We start from the raw sequence: 13,674 nt of genomic DNA, 5'->3' as shown, positions 1-13,674 counted from the left end.
TAACGTGATGGAAACTAGCAAACTGATCGTAGGCGTCTGCGGCTGGGGCGATCATCATGAGCTGTACACGCAGGGCGTGCGCAGCCAAGACAAGCTGTCGGTATACGCAGGCCATTTCCCTATCGTGGAAGTGGACAGTTCGTTCTACGCCATTTTACCACAAAAAAATTATGAGAAATGGGCGCGCGACACGCCTAGCTCATTCGGGTTCATCGTAAAACCGCACCAAGGCATGACCGGTCATCAGCGCGGTGAGCAGACGGTCGGACGAAAAGAATTGTTCGCACAGTTCGAGGAGAGCATTCAGCCGCTCGTTTGGGCCAATAAGCTGAAGATGCTCTTGTTTCAGTTCCCGCCGTGGTTCGATTGCAAGCGCGAGCATGTCCAGTATGTGCAAGGCTGTGTGTCTGCGTTTCAGCAGTACAGCGTCGCAGTCGAGTTTCGCCATCAAAGCTGGTTCGCGCCGGCCTATCGGGACAAGACGCTTTCGTTCTTGCGCGAGCTTGGTGCGATCCATGTTGTTTGCGATGAGCCCCAGGTAGGGAATGGCTGCGTGCCGATCGTTCCCGCTGTCACAAACGAAGCGCTGTCGCTCGTCCGGTTTCACGGGCGGAACAACTCCGGCTGGCGAGAAGCGGGGGAGGGACAAAACTGGCGGGATGTGCGGTATTTGTATCGCTATGATGAAGCGGAGCTGCAGGAATGGGCGCCGCGAATTCGGACGCTTGGGGAGGAGGCGCAGGAAGTCTGCATCCTGTTCAACAACAACTCGGGCGGGGATGCCGTCGCGAATGCCAAGCGGTTTATGGAGATACTACACATTGAGCCGGAAGGGTTGAACCCTCGGCAAATGGAGCTGTTCTAAAGGACGTGGACGTGTCATCATGATTACCATCGTGGTTTTGTTTTTGCTGATTGGCTTGCTGGCCGGCATCATCGGCAGTCTGGTCGGCATGGGTGGGGGCATGTTTTTCGTACCTGCCCTGCTTTATGTTGTGAACCATTTTTACCCCGGTGAGATGACGCCGCAGCTGGCTGCCGGCACTTCGCTGTTTGTCATCGTGGTTACGGCGCTGTCGTCATCGGTTACGTATCTCAAACAGAAAAAAGTGGACATACAAAGTGCCTTGCTGTTCTTTATCGGAAGCGCCCCTGGGGCGATCACCGGTGTCTATTTGAACAAGCTGTTCGACTCCCATACGTTTTCGCTCGTATTCGGTCTGTTCCAGCTCGCCATGTTCGTCTTGATGATGGTGAAGGACAAGCTGAAGCCGCGCCATGTGGAATGGGAAGTCAAACGAACGTATGTGGACGAGAGCGGAACAACCCACACGTACGGCTACAGCCGATGGCTCTCCATTTTACTTGCGTTTCTGGTCGGCAATGTTTCCTCCCTGTTCGGTGTGGGGGGCGGCATTCTCATGGTGCCGGTCATGCTGATTCTGTTTCGTTTTCCTCCGCATATGGCTACAGCAACCTCGATGTGCGTCATTTTTCTATCTTCCCTGGTCGGCAGCATCACCAATATCATGCACCATCAAGTGGCATGGCTTTATGTGTTCGCCTTGGCGCCGGGGGCTTTGGTAGGAGGCGTGCTCGGGGCAAAAATTGCTTCGCGGCTGAAAGGGCGCACGCTTGTATTTTTACTGCGCATTTTGATTCTCGCAATTGCTGTGCAAATGATAACGGAATATTTTATATACAGATAAGTATTTTGTATAAAATTCTTATCCAGTATAAGTGCAACCGCGACTCCGCCAAAAAGCATGGCGCAGCCAGGTTTTCTAAAGCAAATAGGGGAAAAAAGCAGCATGTAAAATGACGACACGACCCCATTTTCCATGAATAGGATAAAAGTGAAGGGAGGGAGCCGTGTGACGAGTACCTGTACCTTACATATTCTGCATACGAACGATTTACACAGCCACTTTGAACAAATGCCGCACATTGCCGCGTTGCTGAAGGAAAAGCGAAGCCGGTGGGAAGCGCAAGGGGAGCATGTGCTGACGGTTGATATCGGCGATCATCTAGACCGGATGAGCGAGCCGACCGAGGCGACGTGGGGAAAAGCGAATACGCAAATCTTGAATCGGAGCGGCTATCAGTATGCCACCATCGGCAACAATGAAGGGCTGACCTTGACCAAGGCACAGTTGAATCAGCTATACCAGCAAGCCGATTTTACGGTCGTCCTCAGTAACTTGCGTGAGCCCGAGACGGGAGAGATTCCTCCTTGGGCGGTATCGTATGCGATTCATCGCTTTGGCGACGTGCAGGTGGCCATCCTCGCCGTGACGGCTCCTTTTACTCCCGCTTATCAACAGCTTGGCTGGGACGCACTGGCGCCGAGAGCCATTTTGCTTGAGCAAGTCTCGGCGCTGCGCCCGCATGTTGATGCAGTCGTGCTGCTTTCTCATTTGGGTTATCAGCTGGATGTGGAGCTTGCCGAGCAAATCGAGGGAATCGATGTGATTCTCGGCGCCCACACGCATCATTTGCTGGAGCACGGCCAGCAGGTCGGCTCGACTTTGATTGCCCAGACCGGCAAATTCGGCCAGCGGGTCGGGCATATTACACTGTCAATCGATCATCAGAGCAGTAAGGTAACCGCAGCCGATGCGGAAGTGCTCGATCCGCTCGATTATCCCGAGGATTCGGGGGTCCGCGCTTTTCTCGCGCAGGAGTTCCGGCAAGCGGAGGAGCTGCTCATAACTACCGTGGCACAGCTGCCCGTCGATTTTCAGCTGGATTGGGAAAAGGAAAGTCCGTTTGCTACATTTCTTGCGGCGAGCATCCGCGATTGGACTAAGGCGGACGTGGGGATGGCAAACAGCGGGTTGTTGCTGACGGAATTGCCGGCCGGTCCCGTAACCAAGCTGGAGCTGCTTCGCTGCCTGCCGCACCCAATCAATCCGTGCGTGGTCACCTTGACTGGCGCTCAGCTCGCCAAAGTGATGGAACGGGCGATACAGCCCGAATTTGTCCATAAGGAGCTGCGTGGCTTCGGCTTTCGCGGCAAAGTGGCAGGTTGGATGGGCATCGATGGCATGACGGTCGAATATGGGGATACACCTGACAGTACAATCAAACAAATCAAAATAGATGGTCATCCCCTTGAACCCGCTCGAGCTTACCGAGTCGCGACAGTCGATATGTTCATGTACAACCGGCGCTTGCTGCCGGAGCTCTTGGACGGGAAGGATATTCGTTTTTTTCTGCCAGAGGTATTAAGGGAAGTGCTTGCTGCTACACTGGGCAATGAGGCGATCGTTCAATCAAGCTTCACGCCGCGCTATACTCGTTGCTAACTTTTCTAGGATTTGGGGAAAGCTAAGTGTCGAGGTGGTAGTTCGATGCGCTTTGTTGACCAATTGTATGAAATGTACCGGGGCCATTTTAACGGGGCGGAAGAAGACATTATCGCCATCGTCGTCGGTACGCTGCAGGAACAGTCGGCTGATGACTTGAACCAGCTGATTGATGAGATGGAGGAGGAAGAGGTCTTCCACATGGTGGCGAACTATTTCATCGAGGTGCTGAAGCGCAAAGTCGCGATGGAGGATGAGCGCCCCCGTGATGTCCTGCATTAACCAGCGATCACTTCCCTGCGTATCCTGCAATAGACGCGCAAGAGCGCGCAGCTGGAGGAGGGAATAAGAATGATTGAGGTAAAACCCATTCGCTTTGAAGAAGGAACGGCGACAGCCGTAACCGTCTATTTGCCCAAAACAACACTGCTATCGGTTTCAACCGATCACGGGTACATTATGTGCGGGGCTTTGGACGTAGGCTTGTTGAACACCCGTCTGGCAAGCCGGGAAATTCTCGCGGGTCGCGCTGTCGGGGTGAAAACGATCGACGAGCTGCTCGACGCTCCGCTGGAATCTGTAACGGCGACAGCCGAATCACGGGGAATTACGGCTGGAATGACCGGACGCGATGCGATCCGCAAGATGTTTTAATCCAAAAATCGACAGCTCTTTCCACAAACCGCTCTGAACCAAAATCAGGAGCGGTTTATTTTTTTTTCGTACAGATAAGAATTTATAAAATTCTTATCCAGTATAAGTGCAACCGCGGCCCCGCCAAAAAGCTTGGCGTAGCCAGGTTTTCTAAGTACAAATCCTCACAAATGGTTCACGAAATGAACTCCTAGCACTATTTTCTATGGTAGATATTTCTATATAATTAAGATTATCTCATGGGGAAAGGTGTCGATGTGATGCGGTTGATTACACTCCGAGAATGTCAACCAGGGGCCAAATTGGCTCGAACCATCTACGCGGACAACGGCGCCGTCCTATTGGCACAAGGTGCCGTCATCACAGAGGCGATGCTAGAACGACTTGTTCGTTTACATATCGAATTGATTTACATAGAGGATGAGTGGACCGACAAGCTCAATGTAGATGAGATTGTCAGCGAGGAAACGCGGATCAAGACGCTGGCCTTCATCGAACGGACGTTTCGCCAGGTGGCCGAAGAGCCGCAGCAGTGGCAAACGCTCTTTTCCGAGGATGAGCTGGGGGCCAAACTGCAGCAGGTGATGAACGAGATCATCGGTGAGCTGAGTCAAAACCAGGCAGCACTCAATTTGTTCGGAACGAGCTGCGCGGTGGATCATTATCTTTTTTCCCACTCTTTTCACGTGACCTTGTACACGATTGCGGTTGCATGGAAAATGGGATTGCGCGATCAGGAGCTGGTGAAAATCGGCATGGGGGCCATGCTGCACGATGTCGGCAAAATGATGATACCCGCAAGCATCGCACAAAAGCCGGGGAGCTTGACCGAGGAAGAGTATCAGATCATGAAGCAGCATGCGAAGCTAGGCTACGAGCTGATGAAAAACGGCGACAGCATGATGCAGTTTGCCGCACAGTGCGCATTGATGCACCATGAGCGCCTGGACGGAAGCGGATATCCGCACCAGAAAAAAGGGGACGAAATCCATTCGTACGTGCGGATCTTGACCGTTTGCGACGTGTTCGATGCGCTTTCGTCCCATCGGGTCTACCGGCAGGCGCTGCTGCCGCATGTGGCTATGGAGCTGCTGTATGCTGGCGTGGACAAACATTTTGATCACAAGGTCGTCGAGGCGTTTCGGAATACGATTGCGTTGTACCCGCTCGGCCTGTCCGTTACACTCGATACGGGGGAGAGCGGCGTTGTCACTGGATACAATCAGGGGCTGCCCAGCAGGCCGATTATCCGGCTGTTGCATGACGCTGAAAAGCGGGTGTTGGATCACCCGATGGAAGTCGATTTGAGCAAGCAACTTCATCTGATGATCGCCGAATCCCATCCGATCGCTACCGTTATAGCCAGTCCTTCTTTTTAAAAAAGAGGTACATGCCGAGCGCCAGGAAAAACATGAAGCCAAGGACGATAAAATAGCCGTAGCGGGTATGCAGCTCGGGCATGTTCGTGAAGTTCATGCCGTAGATGCCGGTTACGATGGTAAGCGGCATGAAAATGGTGGTCAGTGCGGTGAAAATCCGTGCGATGTCATTGGCGCGACCCGACAAGGCAGACTGGTACGCTTCACGCAAGTTGGCGATCAAGTCGCGGAACGTTTCGAAGCTCTCCGCCACTTTTACCGCGTTTTCGTGAATGTCGCCGAAATACTTTTGCAGCTTGTCATCAATCAGCACAAGCTCCTTTTTGTTGAGCGCGGCGATCAAGTCTCGCTGCGGCCCGATCATCTTCTTCGCATATAAAATCTCCCGACGAAGCCCAATGATTTGGTTCAATTGGGATTTTTGTGTGTTTAAAAGGATTTGTTCCTCCAAATTTTCCAGCATGATCTCGATTTGGTCAATAACATCGAAATACGATTCCACGATCTGGTCAACCAGATGGTAGAGAAAGAGGTCGGCAGCATTCACTTCCTCTTCCCGCAAGAGGGCTGGCATGCGCTGCATCTCATCAATTGGGTACTTGGTGATCGTGATGATGTAGTGCTCACCGAGGAACAGGTTCACCTCACGCAAAAAGATTTCGTGATTCGTAAATTGGATGCTGTTGATGACGATAAAATAATGATCGTGGTATTGCTCCAGCTTGGGTCGCTGCTCTTCTTCATCGATGCAGTCCTCAATCGCCAGATCATGCAGACCAAAAAGCTGCTGGAGCACGTCTAAATCAAACAGGCCGGCCTCGATCCAGTAAAAGCCGTTGTAGGGCGGTGAAGTCGTTTCCTCGATATCATCGATTTCGGTTATCAGTCCGTTTTGGACCAGTCGAATTTTCATCTCAGGCAGCATCCTTCCGTGGACAATCCCTTGTTCAGTAATCAGTATACCATTTGTTGTAAGGAGAGATGTCCTGAGCGACGACCTCGTTCGAATTCGACAAATGATGAACAAAATGTGAATTAGGATTGTTGGTAATTGCTACTAATAATATGCACTGCTACAATAATGAAATAAGTTTGCATGAGCTAAACCCAATTACATAATGGAATGCTATGAGAAACCGCCTTAATTCTGGGCACTTGGGCGGTTTGGAGCTAGTAGTGCAACCGGCCGACGATCTTGTTAGGCTGGTTTTTTTGACGTTATTACCAATTGGACAGTGGAAATGGTATTTAATGCTACTAAAATGTGCGGGGTGTATCAAACTTATGAGCAAGTGTCCTTTTCATCGATTATTTCCATTTATGGGAAAGAAACAGCCGGAAAATCACATTACATTGGTTGTGGATGAGCTGAAAAAGAAGCATGCTGTCGAAATTGAGCTTGATGACGATGAGCATGTCCAGCAGATGAAAATGATCGATCTCACCAAAGAGGAACTGCTGATCTCCAAAGCGCTCCAACCCTTCATCATGGCGAATATCGAAGAGATTGTCGAGGCATTTTATCATTCTGTGCTGGAGGTTCCGCTGCTGCATGAACTGATCCGGAAACACAGCACGATCGACCGATTGAAAAAGACGCTGCAAGCCCACCTGATTGAAATGTTCAGCGGCAAAATCGACCGTGACTTTTTGGACAAGCGCATCCGAGTGGCAGACCGCCATGTGCAAATCGGCCTTGAGCCCAAATGGTATATGGGCGCGTTTCAAAATTTGCAAGCGGCACTGATTGATACCGCCCATCAACATCTGGCGTTGGAAGAGTACGTGCGCGTAAGCAAGGTGATCACCAAAATTCTCAATTTCGAACAGCAAATCGTACTTGAAGCGTATGAAAAGGAAAACATCCGCCTGCGCACGAAGCAATATGAAATCGTCAAAGCCGAACTGAAAGACAAGATCGGCTCCATCAGCGAAGAATTGGCTGCGTTGACCGAACAGACGACGGCATCGATCGAGGAACTGATGGCCAACAGCTCGGAAGTCAGCCGGATCGTGACATACAGCACGGAAAAGTCAAAAGAAACGCAAAATTACGCCTATCGTGGGCAAGAGCAGGTCAAAGAGCTGGAAGAGCGCATCAGCACGATCCATCAAAGTACGGTAGAGATGGAGGAGACGGTGACCAAGCTGAATGGGTCCGCGGAGCAAATCAAGAACGTCATCCAGATCGTACAGCAGATCGCGCAGCAAACCAATCTGCTGGCGCTCAATTCCGCGATTGAGGCAGCGCGGGCAGGGGAGCACGGCAAAGGCTTCTCGGTCGTAGCAGGCGAGGTGCGCAAGTTGTCGGAGCAGACGCAGGTTTCCGTCAAGCAAATTTCCAGTTTGATCGGAGAAACCAGCCTGTATACCCAGTCTGTCGTCCAGTCGATCAACAACGTGCAATCGCTGGTGAGCAACGGGTTAAAAGAGTCTGAAGCGACGCGGCGGGCGTTTGATCAGATCGCTAGCTCCATGCAGGAGAGCATCACGCAGATCGACCGCGTGGAAGCGGAGATGAAGATTTTGGTCCGGAGCATCGATGAAATCGGCATGGCCTCTGACAAGGTCGCGATGTCAGCTGATACCCTGAATACGACAGCACAACATTTATAAACAAAAGAAAAGAACCCAAGCGGTTCTTTTTTGCACAGATAAGAATTTGTTTTCTACGTGCGTGTGTTAGGAGATGCTACCGTTTAATTTGAGCAGGGAGTGCGACCATGATTTTGCCGGCGTCCACATCGTGCATGACGACAGCACCTGTGCCGATGTGGGCTTTGGTGCCGACCCGAATTCCCGGAAACAGCGTCGCGTTTGCGCCGATCTGGACATCGTCTGCCAGCGTGATTCCTTCCGAAAGATGCGCGCCGGATTGAATGGTGACACGCTGTCCGATGGAGGTTTTTCCTTCGATGGTGACGGCACGGCCAATCCGTGTATGGGCGCCGATTGTGACGGAATCACCGACGACAGATAAATCGTCGATCCAGACGCCTTCCTCGATATGGCTGCCGGCATGGAGAATGACGCCGGCCCCGATCATGACGTCATGGTCGAGTTGAAGCGGAGGCAGTGCAGGAGTGGCGGTGAAAGGGGGCTTGCCGAGCACGCAGCTGGGGCCGATGTGGCATCTCGCACCGATTTTGGTTTTGGCTAATACGATTGCCGTGTCAGCAATTGAGACCTGATCACCGATGACAACGTCGCTGTGGATGATGACGTGGTATCCGATCTGACAATGGGCCCCCAGTTTGGCTGTGTGATCCATCACATATCTGCTCAAAGCCCCCGACCTCCTTTGGATGTTAGAAAACCTGGCTGCGCCATGCCTCTTGGCGGAGCCGCGGTTGCCTTTATACTGGATAGGAATTTTATAAATTCCTATCTGTATAAAAAAGATTGCCCGCCGAAAGCGAAAGAGGGGCAATCCTTGCTCATTATTCCAATGTATGCACGATCGTTTTTAATATTTTGATGCGCGCATATTTTTTGTTTTCGGCCTCGATCAAGTGCCACGGAGCAAACGGCGAATGGGTTTTGCGGATCATCTCTTCCACGGCTTCCTCGTACTCCGGGCGTTTTTCACGGTTGCGCCAGTCTTCCTTGGTGATTTTCCAGTTTTTCAGCGGATTGTTTTCCCGTTCCTTGAATCGTTTCAGCTGCTCTTCCGCAGAGATGTGCAGCCAAAATTTGAGGATGTAGGCGCCGTCGTCGTTCAGCATTTTTTCCGTGTGGTTGATTTCGTCATAGGCGCGCTGCCATTCTTCCGGATTGGCGAACCCTTCGACGCGCTCTACAAGCACACGGCCATACCAGGAACGGTCGAAAATGCCAATCGCGCCTTTTTTGGGGAACTGCGTCCAGAAACGCCACATATAATGATGCTTCAGCTCATCCTCGGAAGGGGCTGCAATCGGATGGACCTGGAAGCCGCGGGGATCAAGCGATTCGGTGACGCGCTTGATCGCGCCGCCTTTTCCGGACGCATCCCACCCCTCGAAGACCAAGATCAGGGGAATTTCCTTTTCATATAATTTGCGCTGTAGGCGCAGAAGTTTTAATTGATACTCTTCCAACTGTTCATTGTATTCTTTTGTATCCAGCTTTTGCGTGAGATCAAGGGATGACAAAATCATGACAAATCTCCTTTTCTTCTCTGTTTTATATAAATTCTACCATACAGCGAAGATAGCAAATGAATACGCGCGAGTAAAGAGAATCTGCTACAATAGGCAAATAACCAAAATCCGAATCTACTAAAGAAGGGCAAGGAAAATGAGCAAAGTACAAGTGAGTAACGAACAAACCACAAGTGTCCAGGTGCAGGACGTCATCATCGCCAATCAAGCTTTGAAGGAAGTATTGAACAAAACGCCGTTGCAGTACAACGAAGTCCTCTCCAACCGTTATGAATGCAACGTGTATCTGAAGCGTGAGGATTTGCAAATTGTCAGATCATTCAAAATCAGAGGCGCCTACAATCTGATTCAAGGATTGACACAAGTAGAGCGGGAACGAGGAGTCGTGTGTGCCAGCGCGGGAAATCATGCGCAAGGCGTGGCTCTTTCCTGCAAACTGCTGAAAATATACGGGAAGATTTTCATGCCGACGACGACCCCACGCCAAAAAATTACGCAGGTGAATCGATATGGCGGGCCGTTTGTCGAGGTGATTTTGACAGGAGATACTTTCGACGACTCGTTTAAGCGGGCAAAAAGCTACTGCGACGAGCATGAGATGTCGTTCATTCATCCGTTTGACGACTATCGCACGGTTGTCGGACAAGCGACGCTCGGATTGGAAATCATGAACGAGATGGACGAGCCGATCGACTACGTATTCGCTGGAATCGGCGGAGGCGGCCTGATTTCGGGCGTAGGGTCCTATCTGAAAAGCATCAGCCCTGCAACCAAAATCATCGGTGTCGAGCCTACCGGCGCACCGGGCATGAAAGAGTCGCTGGCCCGGGATCAGGTAGTCGTGCTTGATACCATCGATACATTCGTCGACGGAGCGGCTGTGAAAAAAGTTGGACAGCTCAATTTTGAGATTTGCAAAGAAGTGCTGGATGACGTCGTGCTTGTGCCGGAAGGGAAAGCGTGCACGACAATTCTTGAGCTGTACAACGAAAATGCGATTGTCGTCGAACCGGCCGGGTCTTTGGCAGTGGCAGCACTCGATCTGTATCGGGATCAGATCAAAGGAAAGACGGTCGTCTGCATCATCAGCGGCGGAAACAACGACATCGAGCGGATGCAGGAAATCAAAGAGCGTTCGATGATTTACGAAGGGCTCAAACATTATTTTATCGTGAATTTCCCGCAGCGTGCCGGCGCATTGCGTGAGTTCCTGGACGATGTGCTCGGGCCGAATGACGATATCACCCGCTTTGAATACACGAAGAAAAACAACAAGGAAAACGGTCCGGCACTAGTCGGAATCGAATTGAAGTACAAAGAAGATTACGAACCGCTTGTGGAGCGGTTGAGCAAAAAAGGATTCCACTATGTCGAGATCAACAAAGATCCAGATTTGTTCAATTTGCTGATTTGATAGAAAATTCCTAAATCGATAAAGATTATTTTATTGAATGATGCTACAATAATGGCAGAAGACGGAAGGGGGTACTGTTATGCGTACGATTCGTGAATTAGGTCCGGCAGAGGCGGATGCCTTTGTCGGGTTGGGGGTTAACGCTTATCCAGGCATGAATTCATTCTCCGAGCAAGCCCGAGGTGATCTGAAAAAACGGATTGTGACTTCAATGGAGGAGGACGCGATTTGCCGGTTTTATGGGCTGTTTGAAGACGATAGAATGATTGGCGGCATGAAGTTTTTTGACTTTGATCTGACGCTGCTGACGGTTCCTGTCCAGGCGGGCGGAATCGGCTTCGTTTGTGTAGACTTGCTGCATAAGAAGGAAAAAGTGGCGAAGGAGATGCTTACCTATTATTTGCAGCATTACTTGGATCGAGGGGTCAACATGGCCATGCTCTACCCGTTCCGAGTTGATTTTTACAAGCAGATGGGATTTGGACCAGGGACGAAAATGCATCAGTACCGCTTCCTTCCGACGAGCTTGCCAAAAATCGGAGACAAATCGCGGTGTTCCTTCCTTAAGGCAGATGACCTGCCGGAGATGGTCGATCTGTACAATCGGCAGGCCGCCAAGACAAATGGGATGATCCAGCGTACAACGTATGAGCAGCGGGGAACCTTTGCTTCGCCGGAAACCATCGCAGTGGGCTATCGTGAAGACGGTAAGCTCACGGGGTATCTGACGTTTACGTTCAAACGTGGGCATGAAGAGAATTTCATCTTCAACCATTTGGTGGTGAAGGAGCTCTTTGCCGAAACAACGGAGGCTTATACCGGGCTGATAGCCTTTTTGCGCAGCCAAGCCGACCAGGTGCAGCGGATCATTTACAACACGCAGGACGAAACGTTCCATCAGCTGCTGACGGACCCGCGCAATGAAAGCGGGCGGATGCTGCCTTCCGTCTATCATGAAAGCCACGTTTCCGGTGTCGGTATCATGTATCGGGTGCTAGACGTCAAGGGAATATTCCGCGATTTGGCCGGACACGATTTCGGCGGTCAAACCTGCACGGTCAAAATTACGGTGCAGGACAGCTTTTTGCCAGACAATCACGGAAGCACGGTCATTGCGTTCGATAACGGCACAGCGGCATTGAGCGAACAGGAAGCGCATGACGTCGAGATCGAGCTGGATATTTCCGATTTTTCTTCCTTGATCGTCGGTGCTGTGCCCTTTCGTCAGCTCGTGCGCTATGGCTTGGTACGAGTGTCGGACAGCGCTTATGTCGAGACGCTGGGCAAGCTGTTCGGCGCATGTGAAAAACCGCTGTGCACGACCCCGTTTTAAACGAAATGAGTGGGACGGTTGAACCCTCGGGCAGATGAGCCTGGGGGTTTTTTGTACAGGCGAAAGGATTTTTCCAAAGCAGAAGGAAAAACCGCATTCGATTGCAAACGATTAAGAGACGATGGAAAAAATGATAGAAGGAATTGCGACAGGTAGAGAGGGCGTGGGCAAGAATGCTAGTAGAAGTGATTTCGACGACATTGACCGATGCGAGGCTTGCGATTGAGGGCGGAGCGGATCGGCTTGAGCTGGTCACAGGTATTTTGGAAGGAGGACTTACGCCAAGCTACGGGCTGATCGAGGAGACGGTACGGGCCGTTGACATCCCGGTTATGGTGATGGTTCGGCCGCATAGCCAATCGTTTCATTATGACCGCGACGACATTCAAACGATGTGCAACGACATTGCGCGCATCCGCGAAATCGGGGCGGCGGGTATCGTTATCGGGGCGCTAACGGCTGAGCGAAAAGTGGATACGGCTGCACTTGAGCGGTTGCTGGAGGCAGCAAAAGGCGAACTGACGGTGACGTTTCATCGGGCGTTTGATGATGCAGCTGATTTGGATGAAGCACTGGAAACGCTGCTGGCGTATCCGCAGGTGACACGGATTCTCACCTCCGGCGGTCAAAAAAGCGCATTGGATGCGGTCGAGCGGATGGCCAGACTCGTGGAACGGACGCGAGGGACTCATCTGACGATCTTGGCGGGAAGCGGCTTGACGCTTGATACCGTACAAGGTTTTGTCGGGGCGACGGGTGTTACGGAGTTGCACTTTGGCAGCGGTGTGCGCGTGGATGGCAAGTCGCTTTTGCCGATTGAGCCGGGGAGGATTCGGGAGTTGAAGGAACTGCTGGGGTAAAGGAAGGGCGCAAAACGCCGGAGGAGAGCAGTCAGAGCGATGTCTACTGACTGCTCTTTTGCATGTATCGAAAAAGAACGCATTGTTCGCTGTCATTCTAGCGATATCAGGATTCTCTATCGAAAAAGCCAGGAAATGCGAGGGCGAAAACACTTTTCTTGCAAAAATGGTCAAGCGTTGAAAGCCACTTTTTCGCTCATTCATAGTATGCAATATGCTTGTGTAAAGGAGGTAAGATTGTGTCAAATTATTTTGGTTTTGGTAATGGAGCGACAGGTCCGACTGGGCCAATAGGTCCAACCGGTCCGACAGGCCCATTAGGTCCAACCGGTCCGACAGGCGCGGCTAGCACGGTGACAGGTCCAACCGGGGCAACCGGCCCGACGGGGGCAACCGGTCCGACGGGAGCCGCTAGCACAGTGACAGGTCCTACCGGGTCTACAGGTCCAACAGGTCCAACGGGAGCAACAGGTCCTACTGGTTCAGCCAGCACAGTGACAGGTCCTACCGGAGCAACCGGTCCTACAGGGGCAACTGGTCCGACAGGGGCAGCGAGTACAGTAACAGGTCCGACGGGTCCAACG

13 protein-coding genes, 1 pseudogene and 1 riboswitch are annotated in these 13,674 nt (G+C 51.6%); of the genes and pseudogenes, 11 read left to right on the top strand and 3 right to left on the bottom strand.

Features of this window, described 5'->3' with window-relative positions; all coding sequences use genetic code 11:
* The first annotated feature begins 7 nt into the window (after positions 1-7).
* From EDM56_RS17695 to EDM56_RS17670, 6 genes are all read left to right on the top strand, one after another.
* A complete protein-coding gene (locus EDM56_RS17695) occupies positions 8-865 on the top strand; it encodes a DUF72 domain-containing protein (RefSeq protein ID WP_122919247.1) in 858 nt (285 codons plus the stop codon).
* A 19-nt stretch (positions 866-884) separates the two neighbouring features.
* The gene (locus tag EDM56_RS17690; protein WP_425456326.1) at positions 885-1,709 is read left to right on the top strand and encodes a sulfite exporter TauE/SafE family protein; all 825 of its coding nucleotides are present in this window, start codon (positions 885-887) and stop codon (positions 1,707-1,709) included.
* 165 nt (positions 1,710-1,874) lie between these two features.
* Positions 1,875-3,308 carry a bifunctional metallophosphatase/5'-nucleotidase gene (locus EDM56_RS17685; RefSeq protein ID WP_122919245.1) on the top strand — a complete coding sequence of 478 codons (1,434 nt, stop codon included), beginning with the start codon at positions 1,875-1,877 and terminating at the stop codon, positions 3,306-3,308.
* Positions 3,309-3,353: 45 nt separating this feature from the next.
* A complete protein-coding gene (locus tag EDM56_RS17680) occupies positions 3,354-3,590 on the top strand; it encodes a DUF6154 family protein (protein WP_122919244.1) in 237 nt (78 codons plus the stop codon).
* 69 nt (positions 3,591-3,659) lie between these two features.
* Positions 3,660-3,962 carry a YunC family protein gene (locus tag EDM56_RS17675; RefSeq protein WP_122919243.1) on the top strand — a complete coding sequence of 101 codons (303 nt, stop codon included), beginning with the start codon at positions 3,660-3,662 and terminating at the stop codon, positions 3,960-3,962.
* A 302-nt stretch (positions 3,963-4,264) separates the two neighbouring features.
* Complete coding sequence (locus EDM56_RS17670) at positions 4,265-5,341, top strand: HD-GYP domain-containing protein (RefSeq protein WP_246009434.1); 1,077 nt, start codon at positions 4,265-4,267, stop codon at positions 5,339-5,341.
* Here the strand turns inward: EDM56_RS17670 and corA are convergent.
* The gene (gene corA / locus EDM56_RS17665) at positions 5,319-6,254 is read right to left on the bottom strand and encodes a magnesium/cobalt transporter CorA (protein WP_122919241.1); all 936 of its coding nucleotides are present in this window, start codon (positions 6,252-6,254) and stop codon (positions 5,319-5,321) included. The genes EDM56_RS17670 and corA overlap by 23 nt on opposite strands.
* Positions 6,255-6,453: 199 nt before the next feature.
* A riboswitch (cyclic di-GMP riboswitch) is annotated at positions 6,454-6,538 on the top strand.
* Positions 6,539-6,625: 87 nt separating this feature from the next.
* Between corA and EDM56_RS31195 the strand changes: the two genes are divergently transcribed.
* A complete protein-coding gene (locus tag EDM56_RS31195; protein ID WP_183192500.1) occupies positions 6,626-7,957 on the top strand; it encodes a globin-coupled sensor protein in 1,332 nt (443 codons plus the stop codon).
* A gap of 76 nt (positions 7,958-8,033) precedes the next feature.
* On the opposite strand, the gene EDM56_RS17650 is transcribed toward EDM56_RS31195, so the two are convergent.
* The gene (locus EDM56_RS17650) at positions 8,034-8,627 is read right to left on the bottom strand and encodes a DapH/DapD/GlmU-related protein (RefSeq protein ID WP_122919240.1); all 594 of its coding nucleotides are present in this window, start codon (positions 8,625-8,627) and stop codon (positions 8,034-8,036) included.
* Between the two features lie 154 nt (positions 8,628-8,781).
* The gene (locus EDM56_RS17645; RefSeq protein ID WP_122919239.1) at positions 8,782-9,480 is read right to left on the bottom strand and encodes a polyphosphate kinase 2 family protein; all 699 of its coding nucleotides are present in this window, start codon (positions 9,478-9,480) and stop codon (positions 8,782-8,784) included.
* Positions 9,481-9,619: 139 nt separating this feature from the next.
* On the opposite strand from EDM56_RS17645, the gene ilvA reads away from it, so the two are divergent.
* The 4 genes and pseudogenes from ilvA to EDM56_RS32265 all read left to right on the top strand — a co-directional run.
* Positions 9,620-10,897, top strand: coding sequence for a threonine ammonia-lyase IlvA (gene ilvA, locus EDM56_RS17640; protein ID WP_122919238.1), 1,278 nt, complete (start codon positions 9,620-9,622; stop codon positions 10,895-10,897).
* A 79-nt stretch (positions 10,898-10,976) separates the two neighbouring features.
* On the top strand, positions 10,977-12,230 hold the full coding sequence (locus tag EDM56_RS17635) for a GNAT family N-acetyltransferase (protein WP_122919237.1): 1,254 nt from the start codon (positions 10,977-10,979) through the stop codon (positions 12,228-12,230).
* 173 nt (positions 12,231-12,403) lie between these two features.
* Positions 12,404-13,090: a copper homeostasis protein CutC gene (locus EDM56_RS17630; protein WP_122919236.1), complete on the top strand. Its 687-nt coding sequence runs from the start codon at positions 12,404-12,406 to the stop codon at positions 13,088-13,090.
* Positions 13,091-13,329: 239 nt separating this feature from the next.
* A pseudogene (locus tag EDM56_RS32265) lies at positions 13,330-13,674 on the top strand (hypothetical protein); the annotation flags it as partial.

This window comes from Brevibacillus fluminis (assembly GCF_003710825.1).
In the GTDB taxonomy this organism is placed as follows: domain Bacteria; phylum Bacillota; class Bacilli; order Brevibacillales; family Brevibacillaceae; genus Brevibacillus_D; species Brevibacillus_D fluminis.
Note: the sequence above shows the minus strand (reverse complement) of the source record. Positions and strands in the feature narration are given on the sequence as shown.